This is a genomic window from Aeromonas sp. QDB56 (genome assembly GCF_027705505.1).
Lineage (GTDB): Bacteria > Pseudomonadota > Gammaproteobacteria > Enterobacterales > Aeromonadaceae > Aeromonas > Aeromonas caviae.
Map to the genome: position 1 here is coordinate 14,111 of NZ_JAPDBZ010000020.1, position 20,129 is coordinate 34,239.

The window sequence follows — 20,129 nt, forward strand, 5'->3', positions numbered from 1 at the left end:
CTTGCTTGTCTTACAGAGAGGGTGGGGGCAGGTCACGCAGCACGGCGAGCACGGCGTCCATTTCGCCCTGATAGCCGATGGTGATGCGGATGCTGTTGTCAAGGCCAGGCTTGCTGGAGAAATCACGCAAGATGATGCCGGCGGCCTTCATGGCGGCGAACACGGCGGCGCCATCTTTGAAGCGCACCAGCACGAAGTTGCCTTTGTCCTCGAACACTTCCTTGACGCAGGACAGACGAAGCAGCTCCGCCTTGATGAGCGCCTTCTGCTTGTTGAGCTCCTGCACCCGCTCCTGCATCAATTCCAGCCCCATGGGAGAGAGCGCCTGGGCGGCAATCTGGGCGATGGGGTCGGGAATGGGGTAGGGCGCGATCACCTTGGCCAGCATGGCAATCACCTCTGGATCCCCCAAAGTAAAGCCGCAGCGGATCCCTGCCAGGGCGAAGGCCTTGGAGAGGGTGCGGGTCACCACCAGGTTCGGGTATTGGGCGAGCAGGTCCACCACGGAGGCCTCCGGGCAGAACTCGATGTAGGCCTCGTCCACGACGATGATGGCGCGGTCCCGGGCCTTCTCCAGCAGGGCGACGAGTCCCTTGCGGCCCACCAGATCCCCGGTGGGATTGTTGGGGGAGCAGAGGAACACCAGCTTCACGTCAGAGAGGCGATCGGCGATGGCGGGCCAGTCCGGCTGACGGCTGGCGGTCAATGGCTGCTCGACAATCCCCACGCCACAGGTCTCGGCGCTGATGGCGTACATGCCGTAGGTGGGGGGGCAGATGAGGATTTGATCTTCCCCTGCCTCGCAGAAGGTGCGGATCAAGAGCTCGATGGCCTCGTCGGCACCGCGGCTTACCAGCACCTGATCCGGATTGACCCCGGCGTAGGCGGCATAGCCATTCACCACCTCGGCCGGCTGGCACTCGGGATAGCGGTTGAGGCGGCTCCCCTCGACGGTGAAGGGATAGGCCAGGGGGGCCTCGTTGGCATTGAGCCAGACGTGGCCCTGGCCGCCGATGCGGCGAGCGGACTGGTAGGGAGTGAGAGCCCGCACAACGCGACGGGCCAGATTGACGATGCTCATGACAAATCCTTCTGCTGTGCTGTTTGTTGGGGCTCGGCGGCCAGGGCGTTCAACCTGAGGGTGACGGCATGCTTGTGGGCATCGAGCCCCTCGGCCTGGGCGATGCGCTGGACGATGGGGCCAAGGCCGCGAATGCCGTCTGCAGTGAGCTCTTGAACCGTGTAGCGGCGCTGATAGTCGGCAAGCCCCAAGCTCGAGCAGGTGCGGGCATAGCCGTAGGTGGGCAGGGTGTGGTTGGTGCCGCTGGCGTAATCACCGACCGACTCCGGTGTCCATGCCCCGAGGAAGATGGAGCCCGCGTTCTCGAGCTTGTCCAGCAGATCCCGGGGGGCCCGGGTCTGCACGATGAGGTGTTCCGGTGCATAGGCGTTGGAGATGGCGCAGGCCTCCTCCAGGTTGTCGCAGAGGATCACCAGGCTTGCCTTCAGGGCTTGCTCGGCGATGTCGCGGCGGCTGAGGTCGGCGAGTTGCGCCTGGATCTCGCTGCCGATGGCATCGGCCAGGGAAGCGGAGGTGGTGACCAGCACCACCTGGCTGTCGGGGCCGTGCTCGGCCTGGGAGAGCAGATCCGATGCCACGAAGGCCGGGTTGGCGCTCTCGTCTGCGATCACCAGCACCTCGGAGGGGCCGGCTGGCATGTCGATGGCGGCGCCCCGCCAGTCACGGGAAACCTGGCCCTTGGCTTCGGTCACATAGGCGTTGCCCGGGCCGAAGATCTTGTCCACCTTGGGGATGGTTTGCGTGCCATAGGCCATGGCCGCGATGGCCTGGGCGCCGCCGATGGCGAACACCTGACGGACGCCACAGGCGCGGGCGGCAAACAGGATCTCGTCGCTCGCCGGAGACGGGGTACAGAGCACCACCTCACGGCAACCGGCCAGGCTTGCCGGAATGGCCAGCATCATCACGGTGGAGGGGAGCGGCGCGCTGCCTCCCGGGACATAGAGGCCGACCCGGCTGATGGGTTGGGTGCGCAGCTCGCACAGTACCCCGGGCTGGGTTTCGACTCGGACGACGGGCTGTACCTGGGCGGCGTGGAAGGTACGGATATTGGCGATGGCGGCCTCGATGGCACCCTTGATGTCATCACCGAGTCGAGCGCAGGCGGCATCCACTTCCGCGTCGCTCACCCGAAGCTGTTCGCGGGGCGCGCGTTCGAAACGCTGGCTCAGCTCGCGCAGGGCCTCATCGCCCCGGCTACGTACCGCGGCAATGATGTCTCGCACCACGGTACCGATGTCGGCTTCGTCGCCAAGGGCGGGCCGGGTCAGGACCTCGGCTTGCCGGGCGGGGGAGAGGGTCTTCCAGATCAGGGTCTGCATGATGTGTCTTCCTTATTCCATCATCTCGGCTTATTCCATCATCTTTTCAATGGGCAGCACCAGGATGGAGCTGGCACCCAGGGCCTTGAGCTGTTCCATGGTCTCCCAGAACAGGGTTTCGCTGGAGACGACGTGCAGGGCCACCTGGTTGGTGTCACCGGCGAGCTGCATGATGGTGGGACGCTCCGCCCCCGGCAGCAGATCGGTGATGGCATCGAGCTTGTCTTTGGGGGCGTGCAGCATGATGTATTTGCTTTCGCGCGCCTGCTGCATCCCCTGGATGCGGGGCAGCAGCTTGTCGATGAGTTTCTGCTTGGCATCGTTCAGGGGGTTGGGAGCCTGCACCAGGACGGCCTTGGAGCGGTAGATCACCTCGACCTCTTTCAGGCCGTTGGCTTCCAGGGTCGCGCCGGTGGAGACCAGATCGCAGATGGCATCGGCCAGACCCGCGCGGGGGGCCACTTCCACCGAGCCACCCAGCATCACGCTCTTGAAGCCCAGGCCCTTCTCGTCGAAGAAGCGCTTGAGCAGACCGGGGTAGGAGGTGGCGATGCGCTTGTCGGCCAGGCTCTCGGGTCCTGTGTAGTTGACATCGTCCGGCACCGCCAGAGAGAGGCGGCAGCCGCCGAAGTCGAGCTGCTTGAGGGTCTTCACCGCAAAGGGCTGCCCCTGGGCTGCGCGAATGAGCTGCACCTCTTCGAGAACGTTCTCGCCGATGATGCCAAGATCGACCACCCCTTCCATCACCAGACCCGGGATGTCGTCATCACGCACTCGCAGAATGTCGATGGGCATGTTCTCGACATGGGCGATGAGGCGCTGTTCCCGCAGGTTGATCTTGAGGCCGCAGCTCTTGAAGAGGGCCTGGGAATCCTGGCTCAGACGACCGGATTTTTGCATGGCGATGCGCAGACGTTGTGTTTCCATTGCTCGATTTCCTTTTAGTCAAAAACGAAAAAACCCTCGGAAGTATGTGCTTCCGAGGGTTTATGAATCTTGCGGTCCTTTTGGAAGTCACCAGTTAAGTGTCTTCCAGCAGTCAACCTCCTGAAAGACTATTCGGGATGATGATGGTGATGATGAGTCTTCAGGGTGGTGAACTTCATGATGTAATCAATCCTTTACAAATCAGATGCCGTTGTTGACGCCCGATTTAAACTACCTGCCTTGACAGAAAATGCAACCGAAAAATGTGATCAGGACGATTAAAGTTGAGAAAACGGTTTTCTGGTCGATAACTAGACAATGAGATGCCAAAGGAGGCGACATCATGCCCAGCCAGGACCTGTTATTTCCCATCCTGCCCCGTGCACCCTCGACACCGAGCCCGGATGACATCAAGCGGGAGGTGACCCAGATCAGCCAGAAACATCAGCTGCGCAAGATAGGCACCGACAATGGCGGCGGTGGCCAGCATCACCAGCAGAGAGAGCAGCCGCCAAAGGCTGATCAACCAGCGGTACAGGATGATGATCACAAACCGGATCCGGACCACCGGATTGATCTCTTCGTCTGAACGCATTATCAGTCCCGCTTTTTCCGCGCTTTTGGCATAATGCCCGCTTTTGCAACGGGACATGCCTTTGACCATCATCCAGACCCTGTTCAAGCCAGACGGCCCCCTGGCCCGCCATATTGACGGCTTCAAGGCCCGTGCCCCGCAACTGGAGATGGCCGAGGCGGTGTCCCGCGCCATCAAGCAAGGTGGCCGTTTGCTGGTGGAGGCTGGAACGGGCACTGGCAAAACCTATGCCTATCTGGTGCCTGCGCTGGAATCCGGCAAGCGGGTGGTGATCAGCACCGGGTCCAAGAATCTGCAGGAGCAGCTCTTCTATCGGGATCTGCCCACCATCACGGGGGCGCTTCACTACACCCCGCCGGTGGCACTGCTCAAGGGGCGCAGCAATTACCTCTGCATCGAGCGGATGAACCGGCTGTTGAGTGAATCCCATCTGCAAAAGCCCGAGGTCCTGAGCGATCTCGTGAAGGTCAAATCCTGGTCGACCGCTACCGACAACGGCGATGTGGGGGATATCCCGGGGCTACAGGAGAACGCCGAGATCCTTGCCCACGTCACCAGCACCAACGACAACTGCCTGGGTCGCGACTGCCCCTATTACGATGATTGTCACCTGGTCATCGCCCGGCGCCGTGCCATGGACGCCCAGGTGGTGGTGATCAACCACCACCTCTTTTTCGCCGACATGGCGGTCAAAGACACCGGCTTTGGCGAGCTGGTGCCCGAGGCGCAGGTCTATGTATTCGACGAGGCGCACCAGCTGCCCGAGATCGCCAGCCACTACTTCGGCAAGTCCGTGGGCAGCCGCACCATCCAGGATTTGGCGCAGGATATCCAGCTTGCCTACCGGGCAGAGGCTCATGACATGGCCCAGCTTGGCAAGGCGGCGGACAGGCTCGCCATTGCCAGTCAGGATCTGCGCCTTGCCTTCGGCGTGGAGGGGGGGCGCGGCAACACCCGGGATCTGCTGAGACAATCCCTCTGGGCCCAGGCGCTGGCCCGCCTCAACGATGCCATCGGGCTCTGTTATGAAGTGCTGAAACTGGCGCTCGGGCGAGGGGAGCTGCTGGATCACTGTTTCGAGCGCATCAGCGAGCTGCGCACCCGCCTTGGGGAGGTGCTGGCGGTCAACCAGACCGGTTTCTCCTACTGGTATGACTGTTCGCGTCTGCACTTTACCCTCAATCTGACGCCGCTGTCGGTCGCCGAGCGCTTCGGTGCCGAGGTGCAGCGCCCCGAGGTGGCCTGGATCTTCACCTCGGCCACCTTGACGGTGGACAATCGCTTCGCCCACTTCGTCGCCGAGATGGGGCTGGCCGGCAGCGCCGAACTCATTCTCGACAGTCCGTTCGATTACGCCGAGCAGGCGCGCCTGTGCGTACCCCGTTTCTTGCCAGAGCCCAATGCCTTCGGGCGCGGGGAGCAGCTGGCGACCCTGATGATCCCCCTCATCAACAAGACGCCGGGGGGATGTTTTTTCCTCTGCACCAGCCATCAGGTGATGCGCCAGGTGGCTGAGGTGCTACGCCGGGAAATCGGCCGCACCGTCCTGCTGCAAGGGGAAGACAACAAGCAGCGGCTGCTCAAGACCTTCGTGGAAAACGGTCGGGCCGTGCTGGTGGCCACCAGCAGTTTCTGGGAGGGGATAGACGTGCGGGGGGCGGCATTGTCCTGTGTTATCATCGACAAGCTGCCCTTTGCGAGCCCGGACGATCCCCAGCTCAAGGCACGGGTGGAGGATTGCAAGCTCAAGGGGGGGGATCCCTTTGCCGAGCTGCAGTTGCCCAAGGCGGTGATTGCCCTCAAGCAGGGGGTGGGGCGGCTCATCCGTGATCGCAGTGATCACGGCGTATTGGTTATTTGTGATCCCCGGGTGGTCAACAAGCCCTATGGCGCCACCTTCATCAAGAGCCTGCCTGCCATTCCACGGACCCGGGAGCTGGCGACCCTGGGAGAATTTTTCGGACCACGGGAGTGAGTCCGCCGCGCCGGGGCTGATTGCCCCCGGCCATGCATGACGGCAGGCCTTGGCCATGCTGACGATTTAACTGACTGATGTGAAGAGAATAAAAAGAATGGATGAGTTGAAGATCCTGGCCGTGGATACCGCCACCGAAGCCTGCTCCGCAGCCCTCTTGGTGGGCGATACCCTCTACTCCCGCTGGGAAGAGGCGCCCCGTGACCATACCCGCAAGATCCTGCCCATGGTTCAGGCTCTGTTGGATGAAGCCGGTCTATCGTTGGATGAGCTCGACGCCATCGCCTTCGGTCGTGGGCCTGGCTCCTTCACCGGGGTACGGATCGGGATCAGCGTGGCCCAGGGGCTCGCCTTTGGTGCCGGCGTGCCGATGATCGGTGTCTCCACCCTGGCGGCCATGGCCCAGGGGGCCCATAAGCTGGAAGGGGCCGAGCAGGTGCTTGCCGCCATCGATGCGCGCATGGACGAGGTCTATTTTGGCCACTACGCCCTGGTGGACGGAGTGATGACGCTGGTGGGCGAGGAGGTGGTGAGCGAGCCAGCCGCACTGGTGCAGGCCCGTGACAAGCTGACTGGCGCGGTGAGCTGCGTTGGCACCGGTTTTGAAACCTATGGCGAGACTCTGGGCGGCCTGGCAGATGTGCTGATGCCAAGCCAGGTGCGTTTCCCGGCGGCCGCCGACATGCTGCCTCTGGCACGCCAGGCCTGGTTTGCGGGTGAGGCGGTGCCGGTTGAGCAAGCCACCCCTGTCTATCTGCGTGACAAGGTGACCTGGAAGAAACTGCCGGGTCGCGAATAGGCGGCAACGGCTGCCCCGGGCTGCTTTATCGGACGATGATGGAGAGACGAATGAGAAAATCCGTGATCATGCTGGGATTGGTGGGGCTGCTGCTGGGCGGTTGCAGCACGGTGCCCAAAGAGCTTGCCTATGAGCCTGCGGATCAGCTGGTGGCCTATCAACCCGCCCTGAAGGGGATGGAAGGCAAGCCGGCCCGCTGGAGCGGTGTCATCTCGGCGGTCCACAACAAGGCGGATCAGAGTGTCATCGAGGTGGTCTATCTGCCCCTCAAGTCCAACGGGGTGCCGGAGCAGACCGAGCAGAGCCCCGGTCGTTTTCTCGCCATCATGCAGGGGTTTGTCGACCCGACCCTCTATGCCAAGGGTCGCAGCCTGACGGTGCTCGGCACCCTCGACAAGCCGGTGGACAGCCAGATTGGCGAGCACAAGTATCGCTTCTCGGTACTCAAGGTGACGGGGAGCAAGCTGTGGCCACCGGTGAAGGAGGTGGAGATCCGCTACATGGATCCCTACTTTTACGATCCTTTCTATGATCCCTTCTGGCCCAGACGGCCCCTGCGCCGCTGAGGAGCCCGGATGACGGCGACATTGCAGGAGCGCAGGCTGCGCCTGGCGGACGGGCGGCACATCGCCCTGCTGGACAATGGTCAGGAGGACAGACCGCTGCTGGTGGCCCTCCATGGCTGGCTCGACAACGGTGCCAGCTTTTTGCCTCTGGCCCCCTGGCTGGGGGCGTTTCATCTGGTCTGCGTCGATCTGCCGGGCCATGGTCACTCCGATCACAAGTCGACTCCCTATGTCTTCGTGGACTGGCTGGATGATCTCTACCAGATCACCCAGGCCGCGGGCTGGCAGCGTTTCATCCTGCTTGGTCACTCTCTGGGGGCGCTGATTGCCTCTGCCTATGCCGGCGTCTTTCCCGAGCAAATCGAGCGGCTCATTCTGCTGGAGGGGCTCGGCCCCTTGAGCCAGCCCGACGAGGAGGTACCGGGGCAGCTGCGCCGCGCCATCCTCAACCGCACTCGTACCCGTGAGCGTGCAACCAGTGGATTTGCCACCCTCGAGGAGGCGGTGGCTGCCCGCTGCAAGGTGGCGGACATCCCCCCGAGTGCGGCACGCCTTATCTGCGAGCGACAACTGGAGGCGCGGGAAGGGCGCTGGTATTGGCGCAGTGATCCCCGTCTTCGCGATCTCTCGCCCCTGCGCATGAGCGAGGGGCAGGCCCAGGCCCTGATCCGGGCCATCGTCTGTCCGGTGCTCTTTATCCGGGGAGAGCAGGGCTTCCCCGGGCTCCTGGCACAGTGGCAGTTGCGGGAGGCGGCCTTTGGCCACATTGAACGGGTGACGGTGGCAGGAGGCCATCATTTTCATATGGAAAATTCATCAGAAACCGCCGTTTATATCGAAAACTTCGCTCAAATCCGGTAGGATCGGCGGCTTTGAATCATGTCAGGTTTGCTTTCTCCCTCACATTTCCCGTTGTTAATTCACTGTTAATTGATGTTGCCTTATGTAAATATGTGCGGCATTAGAGCATGAACTTAAAACAACTGATTGAAATGGATGTGACAGGGACGGAGGCAACACAGTGAGCGCACAGGTGCGAGTTATGCAGGAGAAGTTCGTGGAAAGAGTCTGGCTGAAGCGTTATCCAGAAGGGGTGCCCGCCGAGATCAATCCAGACCAATACGGCTCTCTGGTCGAGATGTTTGAAGAGTCGGTGAACCAGTTCGCCGATCAGCCCGCCTTCGTCAACATGGGGCAGACCATTACCTACCGCCGGCTGGAGGAGCAGTCCCGAGCCTTCGCCGCCTACCTGCAAAACGAGCTGAAGCTCGGCAAGGGGGACAGGGTGGCCGTGATGATGCCGAACCTGCTGCAATACCCCATCGCGGTATTCGGCATCCTGCGGGCCGGCATGACGGTGGTGAACGTCAACCCCCTCTATACCCCGCGCGAGCTGGAGCATCAGTTGAAAGACTCCGGCGCCAAGGCCATCGTCATCGTTTCCAACTTCGCCCACACCCTGGAAAAAGTGGTGTATGACACCCCGGTCAAGCACGTGATACTGACCCGGATGGGTGACAACCTGGGGCTGGCCAAGGGGACCCTGGTCAACTTCGTGGTCAAATACGTCAAGAAGCTGGTGCCCAAGTACAACCTGCCCCATGCCAGCACCATGCGCCAGGCCCTCGCCAAGGGGCGCTACCTGCAGTACATCAAACCCGAGATCAGCAACCAGGACATCGCCTTCCTGCAATACACCGGCGGGACCACCGGCCTCTCCAAGGGGGCCATGCTGACTCATCGCAACATGATCGCCAACGTTGAGCAGTGCCTCGGTGTCTATGGCCCCGTGCTGGAGCGCGGCAAGGAGTTCGTGGTCACGGCGCTGCCGCTCTATCACGTCTTCGCCCTGACGGTAAACTGCCTGCTGTTCATGCGTCTGGGGGGCTACAACCTGCTCATCAGCAACCCCCGCGACATCCCGGGTTTTGTCAAAGAGATCAAGAAGTATCCTTTCACCTGCATCACCGGGGTGAACACCCTGTTCAATGCCCTGGTCAACAACGACGAGTTCAAGGGCATGGATTTTGCCAAGCTCAAGCTCACTATCGGTGGCGGCATGGCGGTGCAACGGGCGGTGGCCGAGCAGTGGAAGGGGCTGACCGGCACCCCGCTGCTGGAGGGCTATGGCCTGACCGAGTGCTCGCCCCTGGTGAGCGTCTGCCCCTATGATCTGGTGGATTACAACGGCTCCATCGGTCTGCCGGTCTGCTCCACCGAGATCCGTCTGGTGGATGACGAGGGGAACCAGGTCACCGAACGGGGTGCCCCCGGCGAGATGCAGGTGCGCGGTCCTCAGGTGATGACCGGCTACTGGCAGCGCCCGGAGGCGACCGCCGAGGTGATGCAGGATGGCTGGCTCTGCACCGGCGACATCGCGGTATGCGACGAGCAGGGCTTCTTCAAGATCGTCGATCGCAAGAAGGACATGATCCTGGTCTCCGGCTTCAACGTCTACCCGAACGAGATAGAAGACGTGGTGGCCCTGCATCCCAAGGTGCTGGAGGTAGCCGCCGTCGGCGTACCCAACCCGGTGTCCGGCGAGCAGGTGAAGATCTTCGTGGTCAAGAAAGATGCAAAGCTGGCGGAAGAGGAGATAATTGCCCACTGCCGCAAACATCTGACTGCCTATAAGGTGCCGAAACTGGTAGAATTTCGCGACGAACTTCCCAAGACCAACGTGGGCAAGATCCTGCGCCGCGTGCTGCGCGACGAGGAGATTGCCAAGCAGTAACCGGCATGCACTGCTTTGCAGTCCAGCGCTGTCGTTATGCAAAACCGTGGGACATCCACGGTTTTTTCTTTCTGGATCCGACCAACGTGCAGGCAACGATGCAATATCAACTCATTTCACAGCAAGCCGAACTGGATCAGTATCTCGCTTCTCTGGCCGACGTTCCCCTGGCCATCGATACCGAATTCGTTCGCACCCGTACCTACTATCCCCAGCTCGGTCTGTTCCAGATCTACGATGGCAAGCAGCTTGCCCTGCTCGATCCCCTGACCCTGGAGCTCTCCGGTTTGTGGCAGCGCCTCGGTCGGGCCGGACAGATTGCCATCCTGCACGCCTCCGGTGAGGATCTGGAACTCATCCAGCATCAAGCGGGTCACCTGCCCAACCAGATGCACGATACCCAGCTGGCGGCAGCCTTCCTGGGTCATGGCGTGTCGGTGGGGTTTGGCGCCTTGGTCAACGAATTCCTCGGGGTCGAGCTTGAGAAGGATCAGGCCCGTACCGACTGGCTGGCGCGCCCCCTTACCCCTCGTCAGCTGGAATATGCCGCGGCGGATGTCTTCTACCTCATGCCCCTCTACGAGAAGGTGATGGCCAGACTGCGCGAGAGCGGCAAGTTCCCCTGGTTCGAACAGGAGTGCCAGAACCACTCCGCCCGCAAGACCCAGGGCAGCGATCCCCGTCAGGCCTACCTCGAGATAGTCAACGCCTGGCAACTGGGTCGCCGCGAGCTGGCCATCCTGCGCGAGCTGGCCGCCTGGCGCCAGCAGGAAGCGGTACGCCGGGATCTTGCCCTCAACTTCGTGGTCAAAGAGCTGCACCTGTTCAAGGTGGCGGAGCGTCGTCCCGCTTCGCTTCGGGATCTTAACGAGCTGGGCCTCTCGCCCATCGAGATCAAGATCCACGGCAAGCGGATGCTGGACATCGTCGCCGCCGCCCAGCAGAGCGACCCTGCGAGCTGGCCCGATCCCATCCGCCGTCTGGTGGACTTCCCCCAGTACAAGGCCGAGCTCAAGCGCATCAAGGCCATGGTGGAGGAGAAGGCCAAGGCCAGCAACATTCCACCGGAGCTGGTGGCGAGCAAGAAGATCATCCACCAGTACTTCACCTGGAGCTGGCGCATGAGTGCCGAGGAGCGGGCCAGGGCGGACAAGCCCATGCTGCTGCAAGGGTGGCGTCATGAGCTGGTAGGCCACCTGCTGGCCCAGTGACGAGTACGCAGTACGAGAAGGGGAGTCCATGACTCCCCTTTTTCATGCCTGTGCGGCTGCCCTCGGGGGTTGCCGGGATCGTCGCGCCAGGGGGTTGGTCATGATGGGAAGCGAGAAGGGGGGGAGGAGGAAAATGGCGGGCACAAAGGGTGCCCCCATCAGAGTTCGTGAGCGTGGAATCCCTTGCGGTAGCGGGCCTCGCAGCGCGGGCAGCGTTGCAGGGTCGGATCCTGTTCCAGCTGTTCAGGGAGCAGCGGCTCCTCACAATCGGAGCAGAAGCCATAGAGCCCCAGATCCATCTGGCAGAGCGCCGCGTCGAGCCGCTTGAGGCGTGCCACGCTGTGTTCCACCCCGGGCAGATCGAGACGGCTGGTCAGATCAACCAGTTGATCTCGCTCGCAGCGCTCCACCTTCTGTGCCCAGTCATCTTGTCGACAGGCATTGAGCTGACGGATCAGCTCCTCTCTTGTTTGCGCCCAGTCGGTCAGAAGGCGCTGATGCCATTCGGCCAACCGGGCTTGCGTCACTTCACACACAGCAGCCCCCAAAAACGAGTGATAAAACTCGGCCAGTATAGGGAAACCCGCGGTTTATCAAGATGACATGAGTCAAGTTAACCGTGCTTTGACGGGTTTTTCCGGCAGGTGCTGCGGCTTGCCGGTGATGACGTAGAGCACTCCCGCCACCAGACAGACGACACCCACCAGGGTACTCATGGGGGGCATGATCCCGCGCAGCATAAAGGCGTACAAGAGCCCCGCCAGAGTCTCGAACACGATGAGCGGCCCGACCAGCACGGTCGGCAGGCGCTGGCTCGCCTCGTTCCAGCACAGGGTGCCGAGCCAGGAGCAGAAGAGCCCCACCGCCCCCATCAGCAGCACGAAGCGCAGGGGCGTCGGCCCGAAGGGCAGGGGAAAGTCCGGTGCGCTCAGGGCAAGATGGCCGAGGCTGCCGAGATAGGCAATGAGCGCCACCGGCAGGGTCACCAGCCCCTGGGCGGTGGCCCAGACGGCCGGACTGCGGCCCGGGTGCTCGCGCAGCCAGCGGGCGTTGCGCAGGGGATACCAGGTCCAGCACAGCACGGCGCCTACCGCCAGGGCTATACCGATCAGTTGTTCGGTGCGCGCCTCGGTGTGCCAGGTGAGCTCGGCGCTGTTGACCAGATAGAGACCGGCCCCCATCAGCACCAGGGACGGGTAGAGCCGGGTGCGGGAGAGGCGACCGTCCCGTGCGCCATAGAGGCGGTTGGCGGCCAGGGCCGTCACCACCGGCAGGGTGCCGATAAGCATGGCTGCCAGGGGCGAGCCGATGCGCAAGATGGCCCCCGACAGGCAGAAGTAGTAGAGGAGGTTCCCCACCAGAGTGAGGGCGAGGGCCTCTCGCCAGTCGCTGGCTGAGAGGGCCGCCAGGTGTTTGCGGGCCTGCCAGGCGAGCGGCAGCACGATGAGGCCGAAGGCGAGGTAGCGGCCGCTCGCGAGCAGGGCGGGGGGATAGCCGTCCACCAAGAGGGGGGCGACGAAGATGAGCCCCCACATCAGGCCGGCCAGCAGGGCAAACAGGACTCCGATCAACATGTTTCATATCCGGTAAAGAAGAAGGAGGCCAGCCTAGCAGGGAGGAAGGGGGGCGTATTGAACCAGATTGCGCTTTAGCGGCCAGCCTGCACCTGTTTCTGGTAGCGGACCGGGGTGGTGCCATAGCGGCGCAGGAAGGCACGGTTGAGGTGGGACTGATCGGCCAGACCACAGGCGGCGGCCACCTCGGCAGCGGGCAGGCCGGCAGCCAGCCACCCCTTGGCGCGCTGCAGGCGGATGGCCATCAACATCTGCTGGGGGGTGACGTGAAAGCGGGCCTTGAAGCTGCGCTGGAAGTGGTAGGGGCTGAGGTTCACTGCACCGGCCAGCTCGGCCAGGGTAATGGGGCGGGCGAAACAGGCCTGCATATAGTCGATAGCGCGGCCCAGAGGGTGGGCCGCTTCGCGCGGGGCCGCCAGGGCCCGGGCATGGGGGCGCAGGGTCTCGCACACCCTTAGCAGCAGGCCGTCGGCGGCGAGCTCGCTGTCACAGTGCCAGAGGGCATCCAGGGTCGCCTGCAGGACGGGGGCAGTGCGCGGATCGCTTCGCACGGCATCGGTGAAATACCAGTCGCGCTCGCCGCTGATGGCCTCGAGCCGGTCGGCGGGCAGGTAGAGCATGCGATAGCGCCACCCCTGCTCGCAGGCTGACTCGCCCGTGTGCAGCTCATCGGGGTTCATCAGCACCAGGCTGCCGGGACCGGCCAGGAGCTGGCTGCCGCGATAGCGAAAGCGCTCGGCACCGCACTCAATGACACCGAGGCCAAACCCCTCGTGACTATGGGGATCGAAGATGTGGTGCTGGATGTGGGCGCGATAGAGCTCGGTCGCAGGCTGCCCCGGCAGGGCGCGAAAATCGGCCCTGTCGTGCTGATGGGTAAAGTTGACCGGTACTCCCTGCATCCTGACCTCCTGTCAATGAGCCTTCATCATAGGGCGCCGCGGGGTGGCGGCCAAGTCTAGGCCTGTGAGGCGCACTCGCGCTCGAGGGCGGAGCGGATCTCCTCTGCGGTCTTGATGGTGCGGATGCGGCGAAACAGCTCGTCGGCCTGGGGGTATTCCCGCACTATGTAGGAGAACCACTGCTTGATGCGACTCGGGTAGTAGTCGGCCTTGTCGCTCGCCAGATCCTGCTCGGTGTAGGTCACCATCAGTTGCAGTACCTCGGCCCAGCTCATGTGGGCACACCCCGTCTTCATCACGTTGGCCAGGTTGGGCAGGGAGATGGCGCCCCGGCCCACCATGAGGGCATCGCAACCGGACACCCGGGCACAGGTCAGGGCATCGGCATGGTTCCAGATCTCGCCGTTGGCGGTGACGGGGATGGGCAGGGCGCGGCGGATGGCGTCCACGTACTCCCAGTGGGCCGGCGCCTTGTAGCCTTCGCGCTTGGTGCGGGCATGCACCGCCAGCTCGTTGGCGCCCCCCTGATAGACGGCCTGGGCATTGTCCAGATAGAGATCCTTGTCATCGTATCCCAGGCGGATCTTGGCGCTCACCGGCAGGTGGGCAGGCACGGCCTCCCGCACCGCCTTGACGATGCGATAGACGGTCTCGGGTTCCTTGAGCAGCACGGCGCCCCCCTTGCTCTTGTTGACCGTGGGGGCAGGGCAGCCGAAGTTGAGATCGACCCCGGGAGAGCCGAGCTCGATGGCGCGCACTGCGTTTTCGGCGAGCCATTCCGGATGCTGTCCCAGCAGTTGCACCCGTACCGGGGTCCCCGCACGGGTCTTGCCATCCTGTCTGAGCTCGGGGCAGAGGCGATGGAATACCTTGGCGGGCAGCAGTTGATCGACCACCCGGATGAATTCACTGACGCAGAGGTCGTAATCATTGACGGAGGTGAGGACCTCCCGCATCAGGTGATCCAGCACCCCCTGCATGGGGGCCAAAATAACGCGCATAGCTGCTTCCGAAGACAAGGGGAGAAAAAAGAGCGCAGATTGTAGTGGCAATGGCCGGGATTGTCAGCCGTCTGCCCACTCGATGGCCCCCATCGACGGCCGCAGACTGGGCCAGGCTGTCAGCTTCCGGGCCAACTCTGTTAGGCTAAAGGCAGAGAAACACTAGAGGAGTACCCATGAAACGCTGGTGTCTGATGGCCCTGGGCTGGCTTGCCTTCGCCACCGGGATAGTCGGGATAGTCCTGCCCCTGCTGCCGACAACCCCCTTCATGTTGCTGGCGGCGGCGCTGTTTGCGCGCTCCTCCCCCCGCTTTCATGGCTGGTTGCTGGCGCATCCCTGGTTTGGCCCCCCCATCCTCGACTGGCAGCAGTATCGCGGCATTCGCCGCCACGCCAGATGCCGCGCCATCATCTTCATCCTGATCTCGTTCTCGGTATCGCTGCTGGTGGTGCCGTTGCCCTGGGTGAGGTGGCTGCTGGTTGTCATAATGGTGATCCTGCTCACCTGGTTGATGCGTCTGCCGGTGCTGGAGCCGGTTGCAATGAAGAAGTGAAATCCCTAAGCTATCGCGGCAATAATGCTATGGAGTTGGCTCGTCATTTTTGCGTGACGGGCCTTTTTATTGCCCCCAGGCGGAGACCCCGTGCGCCGCCATGGCAGGGCTCAAAAAATAAGCGGTCAAATAATGAATCCGGAAACCCTGAAGTTTATCGAAGCGAGCATCAAGACCATTCCCGACTATCCGAAGCCGGGCATTCTGTTTCGCGACATCACCAGCCTGATCGAGAATGCCGAGGCCTTCAAGGCCACCATCGATCTGCTGGCCGATCATTACCGTGATCAAGGCATCACCAAGATTGTCGGCACCGAGGCCCGTGGCTTCATCTTCGGCGCCCCGGTTGCCTACGCCATGGGGCTGGGGTTCGTGCCGGTGCGCAAGCCGGGCAAGCTGCCCCGCGCCGTCATCGAGGAGTCCTACGCCCTGGAGTACGGCACCGACACCCTGCAACTGCACACCGATGCCATCGTGCCCGGTGACAAGGTGCTGGTGGTGGACGATCTGCTGGCCACCGGCGGCACCGTCGATGCCACCGTCAAGCTCATCCGCCGCGCCGGCGGTGAGGTAGCGGATGCCGCCTTCATCATCTCCCTGCCGTCCCTGGGCGGTGATGCCCGCCTGACCGCCGCCGGCGTCAAGGTGGTCTCTCTGGTGGAACTCGCGGGGGCGTAAATCGCCCCTTCGCGCGGCAGGCCTCGTCACCCTGCTTTCTGCCGCAAACCGGTGCCTGAACGGGCACCGGTTTGAAATTCAAGCGATCCCTCCCAAGGCGGCGCATCCCCCATACAGCCAGCCCTCCATTTGTGTTAGCATCCAGCCTCAATGCCTCGTTTCCCAGCATCGAGATCTATGAGCTATCAGGTTTTGGCGCGCAAATGGCGCCCCCATACGTTTGAACAAGTGGTCGGCCAGCAACATGTGCTGACGGCCCTGACCAATGCCCTGGATCAGGGGCGGCTTCACCATGCCTACCTCCTGAGCGGGACCCGCGGCGTGGGCAAAACCACCATCGCCCGCATTCTGGCCAAGAGCCTTAACTGCGAGCAGGGGATCAGCAGCCATCCGTGCGGTGTGTGCGATACCTGCCGCGAGATCGATCAGGGCAATTTCGTCGATCTGCTGGAAATCGATGCGGCGTCCCGCACCAAGGTGGAAGACACCCGAGAGCTGCTCGACAACGTGCAGTACCGTCCGGCCCGTGGTCGTTTCAAGGTGTACCTCATCGATGAAGTGCACATGCTGTCGCGCCACAGCTTCAATGCGCTGCTCAAAACCCTGGAAGAGCCGCCCCCCTATGTGAAATTCCTGCTGGCCACCACGGATCCGCAGAAGCTCCCCATCACCATCCTCTCGCGCTGCCTGCAGTTTCATCTCAAGAGCCTGGATCAGACCCAGATTGCCAGGCAGCTCGAATGGGTGCTGGACCAGGAGGGCCAACCCTTCGAGCCTCGCGCCCTGCTGGCCCTGGCCAAGGCGGCCGACGGCAGCATGCGCGATGCCCTGAGCCTCACCGATCAGGCGTTGGCCCACGGCAACGGCAGCGTGCGCCTGGAGAGCGTGCTCACCATGCTGGGGACCCTCGATCATCACCACCTGCACCAGTTGCTGGAGGCAGTGCTGCGCCAGGATGCCCCGGCCACCATGGCCAAGATCACCGAGATTGCTACCCTGGGGCCGGATTTCGACCAGCTTCACGCCGAGCTGGAAGCCTTGCTCCATCGGGTGGCCATGGCGCAACTGCTGCCTGCGAGCGTGCAGGAGCAGGGGGCGGATGCCGATGCCTTGCTGCAGCTTGCCGGAGCCATGAGCCCGGAAGAGGTACAGCTCTGCTATCAAATCGTGCTGGGGGGGCGCAAGGATCTGCCCTGGGCCCCTGACGGGCGCACCGCACTGGAGATGACCTGTCTGCGGATGCTGGCCTTCTCGCCCCGGCGCGAGGTGGTCCATCCCGCCAACCTGGCGGCCCAGCCTCTCATGACAGGGCACACCGGCGTGATGGCGGCAGCGAGGGAAAGCGCGCCGCTCCTGCCGGGAAAGCCCCAGGGGGCTGAGCCGGCCCCGGCTGCCAGCGCAGCACCAAAGGCTCCCGCCGCGCCAGCATCGGTCCTTGAGGCCGAGCACGTCGCCACCTCACTCAAGGCGGAGGAGGGCGCAGTGCTGGATCCGCTCTTTGCCGAGCAGGATGAGCTGCTGCGTGAGGCCGAACGGATGGGTTACGAGGCCGTGGTGCCTGCCAGTCCGCCTACAGAGCCTGCCTCTGCGCCGTTGGCGGCGGATGACGCCGGGCAGACGCAGCAGGTTGAGGTCCAAGGGGAAGACGTCGCCATCTCTTCGACCTCCAGCATGCAGAGCCTGCTTGGCAAGCGCAATTTGCTGCGAAGCCGCCTGCGTGGCGAGCAGAGTGCAAACGCCGTGCCCGCCCGGATCACTCCCGTCAAATCGGTGGCCGCGACCAAACCGGCCCCTGCGATGCCTGCCGTCGCGACTTCGCCCCAGGCCGAGGTGCAACCAGCGGCGCGGCCCGAGATGCCGGGGCAGGGACCTGCCTTGCAAACAGGGTATGACGACCTGCCCCCTCTCGATGCCTATGAAGAGGGGGCCAGTGACTACGAAGAGTATCTGAATCAGGGGTTTGACGAGGGGTTTGCCAGTGCCCCGTTGCCCACGCGGGCAGTGACTTCCGCCCAGCCAGCTCCCGCCACCATGGCACCTCCTTCGCAGGAGGATCTGCCGCCTTGGGATCTGGGCGCTGACGCCGGCAGCGCGGATGCGGCGGCACCTGTGGTTGCCGCTATGGTGCCTGCCGCGCCTCCAGTGGCCGCCAGCGAGCCTCAGCCCGCCATTGCGTTGATGGAGACCATCGACTGGGATGCGCTGGAGAGCGACGAACAACCCGAGGAGGAGGGGGAGGTCGCCCGTCTGATCCCCTCGTCCTTGCTGGTCAATTGCGGGGACGCCTGGGCCGAGCTCATCGCCCGCACCGGGGTGGGTGGTCGGCTGCGTCAACTGGCCATCAACGCGGTGATGACCCGGGAAGGCAATCGGGTCTCCCTGCTGCTCAAACCCGAGCAGCGCCATCTGGTGAGCGACAAGGCCCGCGCCGATCTGGCCGAGATCATCGGTCCCGAGCTGGGCGGCCCGGTTCACATCGATGTGACCCTGGGCTCGGATCCCGCGCGGGAGACGCCGCTCGAGATAGAGCATCGTCTCTATCTCGGGGTGCGTGAACAGGTGAGCCGGGATCTGGCGGCGGATCCCAACGTACAATTCTTGCAGCAGCGTTTCGGCGCCGTGCTCCATCCCGAGAGCATCGAACCACTGAGTCGCTGAGTTGCGGTGAAAAAACCGTGCCGGGGCTTGCCCCCGGTTGAAAAGACCTTTGGCTGCCCCCACTTAGGGCAGATGAACCCACAGCCCGGCGCTGGATGCCGGATTTCAAGACGAGAGACGATCTATGTTTGGTAAAGGTGGAATGGGTAACCTGATGAAACAGGCCCAACAGATGCAAGAGCGCATGCAGAAGATGCAAGAGCAGCTGGCCCAGATGGAAGTGGTCGGCGAGGCGGGCGCAGGCATGGTCAAGGTGACCATGGCCGGCAGCCACAGCGTGCGTCGTATCGAGATCGATCCCAGCCTGATGGAAGATGACAAGGAGATGCTGGAAGATCTGGTCGCCGCCGCCGTCAATGACGCCGTGCGCCGCGTGGAAGAGCAGAACAAGGCCAAGATGGGCGAGCTGACCGGCGGCATGCAACTGCCCCCGGGCTTCAAAATGCCCTTCTGAGGATACTGCCCGTATCCGTTTCCCCTCCTCTGTGAAGGGGAAAATGAAAAGGCCAGAGCCAAGCTCTGGCCTTTTGCATGTCAGCACACCCGGGAACGGCCATGCACAGATCATGGCGGGAGCTGCGTACTTGCCTGCCCCAGGGGGGAGAAGCCCTCGACCAGATGATCGATGAGGGCGCGGATGGCAGGCAGCAGACCGCGGCGTGAGGGGAAGACCGCGTGGATCACCTCCTGGCGCGGTGCCCAGTCGGGGAGCAGACGCACCAGCCGGCCATCGGCCAGGGGCTCATCCATCATCATGGTGGGCAGTTGCACGACCCCGAGCCCGTCGATCGCCCCCTGACGCAATGTCTGCATGTCGGTGGTGGCAAAGCGGGGGCTGTGGTGCTGTTTGACTCTGGCCCCATTGGGGCCCAGCAGGGTCCAGTGATGGCCTTCCAGGCTGGCGCCATGACCGAGGCTCGGCCATGACAGCAGATCTGCGGGGGCCCGGGGCATGCCGAGTGACGCGACAAGGGCCGGGCTTGCCACCAGACACTGGGTCGCATAACCCAGCACCCGCATGGCGAGATCGCTGTCCTCCAGGGGCAGTGGTCGCACCCTGAGAGCCATGTCCAACCCCTCCGCGACCAGATCCACCGCCCGGTTGACCCCGACGAGCTGCACCTTGACGCTGGGATGGGCCAGGGCGAAAGAGACCAGCATCCTCCCGACGTGGGCGTGGAGCAGATCGATGGGGCAGGCGATGCGCACCAGACCGCAAGGCTCGCTCTGGGTCGCGGCGATGAGATCCTGCGCCGCATCGGCTTCCACCAGCATGGCCCGGCAACGGGTGTAATAAGCCTGCCCGAGTTCGGTGACGGTGAAGCTGCGGGTGGAACGCTGGATAAGACGCACCCCGAGTCGTTCCTCCAGCATGGCGATGCGGCGGCTGAGCCTGGATTTGGGCATGCCGAGGGCCCTGCCGGCCTGGGCAAAGCCCCCGTGATCCACCACCTGGACATAGAAATAGAGGTCGTTGAGATCCTGTTGCATGGGGTTATCGTTCACAAAATAGGACGCTGATGGCAAATTTTACGTCTACCGGACGCAGCGT

General features: G+C 63.1%; 19 protein-coding genes and 1 other annotated feature. Of the genes, 11 read left to right on the forward strand and 8 right to left on the reverse strand.

The window, feature by feature from the left end; translation table 11 throughout:
* Window positions 1–10: 10 nt before the first annotated feature.
* The 3 genes from hisC to hisG are packed head-to-tail and all read right to left on the reverse strand — an operon-like array spanning window position 11 to window position 3,330.
* Complete coding sequence (gene hisC, locus OKB81_RS05280; protein ID WP_069651239.1) at window positions 11–1,081, reverse strand: histidinol-phosphate transaminase; 1,071 nt, start codon at window positions 1,079–1,081, stop codon at window positions 11–13.
* On the reverse strand, window positions 1,078–2,403 hold the full coding sequence (gene hisD / locus OKB81_RS05285) for a histidinol dehydrogenase (protein WP_041211399.1): 1,326 nt from the start codon (window positions 2,401–2,403) through the stop codon (window positions 1,078–1,080). Before hisD ends, hisC begins: the two co-directional genes overlap by 4 nt.
* A gap of 30 nt (window positions 2,404–2,433) precedes the next feature.
* A complete protein-coding gene (gene hisG / locus OKB81_RS05290) occupies window positions 2,434–3,330 on the reverse strand; it encodes an ATP phosphoribosyltransferase (RefSeq protein ID WP_041211400.1) in 897 nt (298 codons plus the stop codon).
* A 24-nt stretch (window positions 3,331–3,354) separates the two neighbouring features.
* Window positions 3,355–3,483: a sequence feature (His leader region), on the reverse strand.
* 190 nt (window positions 3,484–3,673) lie between these two features.
* Between hisG and OKB81_RS05295 the strand changes: the two genes are divergently transcribed.
* From OKB81_RS05295 to rnd, 7 genes are all read left to right on the forward strand, one after another.
* Window positions 3,674–3,919, forward strand: coding sequence for a hypothetical protein (locus OKB81_RS05295; RefSeq protein ID WP_160837501.1), 246 nt, complete (start codon window positions 3,674–3,676; stop codon window positions 3,917–3,919).
* Window positions 3,920–3,980: 61 nt separating this feature from the next.
* On the forward strand, window positions 3,981–5,900 hold the full coding sequence (locus OKB81_RS05300; protein ID WP_143237507.1) for an ATP-dependent DNA helicase: 1,920 nt from the start codon (window positions 3,981–3,983) through the stop codon (window positions 5,898–5,900).
* Window positions 5,901–5,997: 97 nt separating this feature from the next.
* On the forward strand, window positions 5,998–6,699 hold the full coding sequence (gene tsaB / locus OKB81_RS05305) for a tRNA (adenosine(37)-N6)-threonylcarbamoyltransferase complex dimerization subunit type 1 TsaB (protein ID WP_042017608.1): 702 nt from the start codon (window positions 5,998–6,000) through the stop codon (window positions 6,697–6,699).
* A 50-nt stretch (window positions 6,700–6,749) separates the two neighbouring features.
* Window positions 6,750–7,265, forward strand: a complete 516-nt coding sequence (locus OKB81_RS05310) for a Slp family lipoprotein (RefSeq protein ID WP_160837500.1) — start codon at window positions 6,750–6,752, stop codon at window positions 7,263–7,265.
* 9 nt (window positions 7,266–7,274) lie between these two features.
* The gene (locus tag OKB81_RS05315) at window positions 7,275–8,126 is read left to right on the forward strand and encodes an alpha/beta fold hydrolase (RefSeq protein WP_160837499.1); all 852 of its coding nucleotides are present in this window, start codon (window positions 7,275–7,277) and stop codon (window positions 8,124–8,126) included.
* Window positions 8,127–8,322: 196 nt separating this feature from the next.
* Window positions 8,323–9,999 carry a long-chain-fatty-acid--CoA ligase FadD gene (gene fadD / locus OKB81_RS05320; protein WP_010674700.1) on the forward strand — a complete coding sequence of 559 codons (1,677 nt, stop codon included), beginning with the start codon at window positions 8,323–8,325 and terminating at the stop codon, window positions 9,997–9,999.
* A 98-nt stretch (window positions 10,000–10,097) separates the two neighbouring features.
* The gene (gene rnd, locus OKB81_RS05325; protein ID WP_042865294.1) at window positions 10,098–11,210 is read left to right on the forward strand and encodes a ribonuclease D; all 1,113 of its coding nucleotides are present in this window, start codon (window positions 10,098–10,100) and stop codon (window positions 11,208–11,210) included.
* 158 nt (window positions 11,211–11,368) lie between these two features.
* Here rnd and OKB81_RS05330 read toward each other — a convergent pair whose 3' ends face one another.
* The 4 genes from OKB81_RS05330 to dusC form a co-directional block, all read right to left on the reverse strand.
* On the reverse strand, window positions 11,369–11,737 hold the full coding sequence (locus OKB81_RS05330) for a TraR/DksA family transcriptional regulator (RefSeq protein ID WP_052815020.1): 369 nt from the start codon (window positions 11,735–11,737) through the stop codon (window positions 11,369–11,371).
* A gap of 81 nt (window positions 11,738–11,818) precedes the next feature.
* The gene (locus OKB81_RS05335; protein ID WP_052815009.1) at window positions 11,819–12,784 is read right to left on the reverse strand and encodes a DMT family transporter; all 966 of its coding nucleotides are present in this window, start codon (window positions 12,782–12,784) and stop codon (window positions 11,819–11,821) included.
* 74 nt (window positions 12,785–12,858) lie between these two features.
* Complete coding sequence (locus tag OKB81_RS05340; protein ID WP_052815008.1) at window positions 12,859–13,686, reverse strand: AraC family transcriptional regulator; 828 nt, start codon at window positions 13,684–13,686, stop codon at window positions 12,859–12,861.
* Between the two features lie 56 nt (window positions 13,687–13,742).
* The gene (gene dusC / locus OKB81_RS05345) at window positions 13,743–14,687 is read right to left on the reverse strand and encodes a tRNA dihydrouridine(16) synthase DusC (protein WP_052815007.1); all 945 of its coding nucleotides are present in this window, start codon (window positions 14,685–14,687) and stop codon (window positions 13,743–13,745) included.
* A 176-nt stretch (window positions 14,688–14,863) separates the two neighbouring features.
* Between dusC and OKB81_RS05350 the strand changes: the two genes are divergently transcribed.
* The 4 genes from OKB81_RS05350 to OKB81_RS05365 all read left to right on the forward strand — a co-directional run bounded on the left by OKB81_RS05350 (window position 14,864) and on the right by OKB81_RS05365 (window position 19,031).
* Window positions 14,864–15,241, forward strand: coding sequence for a YbaN family protein (locus tag OKB81_RS05350; protein WP_010674706.1), 378 nt, complete (start codon window positions 14,864–14,866; stop codon window positions 15,239–15,241).
* A 132-nt stretch (window positions 15,242–15,373) separates the two neighbouring features.
* Window positions 15,374–15,919 (forward strand): adenine phosphoribosyltransferase, encoded by a 546-nt coding sequence (gene apt, locus OKB81_RS05355; protein WP_010674707.1) that lies wholly within the window; start codon window positions 15,374–15,376, stop codon window positions 15,917–15,919.
* A gap of 177 nt (window positions 15,920–16,096) precedes the next feature.
* Complete coding sequence (dnaX, locus tag OKB81_RS05360) at window positions 16,097–18,577, forward strand: DNA polymerase III subunit gamma/tau (protein WP_053288204.1); 2,481 nt, start codon at window positions 16,097–16,099, stop codon at window positions 18,575–18,577.
* Between the two features lie 124 nt (window positions 18,578–18,701).
* Window positions 18,702–19,031, forward strand: a complete 330-nt coding sequence (locus OKB81_RS05365) for a YbaB/EbfC family nucleoid-associated protein (RefSeq protein WP_005301028.1) — start codon at window positions 18,702–18,704, stop codon at window positions 19,029–19,031.
* A 110-nt stretch (window positions 19,032–19,141) separates the two neighbouring features.
* Here the strand turns inward: OKB81_RS05365 and OKB81_RS05370 are convergent, their stop codons facing one another.
* Entirely contained in the window at window positions 19,142–20,068 is a 927-nt protein-coding gene (locus tag OKB81_RS05370; protein ID WP_041211406.1) for a LysR family transcriptional regulator, read from the reverse strand.
* Window positions 20,069–20,129: the final 61 nt, after the last annotated feature.

What these genes read in the sequence shown, in the direction of transcription:
- hisC (WP_069651239.1), bottom strand. Translation starts at nt 1,081, where the DNA reads ATGAGCATCGTCAATCTGGCCCGTCGCGTTGTGCGGGCTCTCACTCCC.
- hisD (WP_041211399.1), bottom strand. Translation starts at nt 2,403, where the DNA reads ATGCAGACCCTGATCTGGAAGACCCTCTCCCCCGCCCGGCAAGCCGAG.
- hisG (WP_041211400.1), bottom strand. Translation starts at nt 3,330, where the DNA reads ATGGAAACACAACGTCTGCGCATCGCCATGCAAAAATCCGGTCGTCTG.
- OKB81_RS05295 (WP_160837501.1), top strand. Translation starts at nt 3,674, where the DNA reads ATGCCCAGCCAGGACCTGTTATTTCCCATCCTGCCCCGTGCACCCTCG.
- OKB81_RS05300 (WP_143237507.1), top strand. Translation starts at nt 3,981, where the DNA reads ATGCCTTTGACCATCATCCAGACCCTGTTCAAGCCAGACGGCCCCCTG.
- tsaB (WP_042017608.1), top strand. Translation starts at nt 5,998, where the DNA reads ATGGATGAGTTGAAGATCCTGGCCGTGGATACCGCCACCGAAGCCTGC.
- OKB81_RS05310 (WP_160837500.1), top strand. Translation starts at nt 6,750, where the DNA reads ATGAGAAAATCCGTGATCATGCTGGGATTGGTGGGGCTGCTGCTGGGC.
- OKB81_RS05315 (WP_160837499.1), top strand. Translation starts at nt 7,275, where the DNA reads ATGACGGCGACATTGCAGGAGCGCAGGCTGCGCCTGGCGGACGGGCGG.
- rnd (WP_042865294.1), top strand. Translation starts at nt 10,098, where the DNA reads ATGCAATATCAACTCATTTCACAGCAAGCCGAACTGGATCAGTATCTC.
- OKB81_RS05335 (WP_052815009.1), bottom strand. Translation starts at nt 12,784, where the DNA reads ATGTTGATCGGAGTCCTGTTTGCCCTGCTGGCCGGCCTGATGTGGGGG.
- OKB81_RS05340 (WP_052815008.1), bottom strand. Translation starts at nt 13,686, where the DNA reads ATGCAGGGAGTACCGGTCAACTTTACCCATCAGCACGACAGGGCCGAT.
- dusC (WP_052815007.1), bottom strand. Translation starts at nt 14,687, where the DNA reads ATGCGCGTTATTTTGGCCCCCATGCAGGGGGTGCTGGATCACCTGATG.
- OKB81_RS05350 (WP_010674706.1), top strand. Translation starts at nt 14,864, where the DNA reads ATGAAACGCTGGTGTCTGATGGCCCTGGGCTGGCTTGCCTTCGCCACC.
- apt (WP_010674707.1), top strand. Translation starts at nt 15,374, where the DNA reads ATGAATCCGGAAACCCTGAAGTTTATCGAAGCGAGCATCAAGACCATT.
- dnaX (WP_053288204.1), top strand. Translation starts at nt 16,097, where the DNA reads ATGAGCTATCAGGTTTTGGCGCGCAAATGGCGCCCCCATACGTTTGAA.
- OKB81_RS05365 (WP_005301028.1), top strand. Translation starts at nt 18,702, where the DNA reads ATGTTTGGTAAAGGTGGAATGGGTAACCTGATGAAACAGGCCCAACAG.
- OKB81_RS05370 (WP_041211406.1), bottom strand. Translation starts at nt 20,068, where the DNA reads ATGCAACAGGATCTCAACGACCTCTATTTCTATGTCCAGGTGGTGGAT.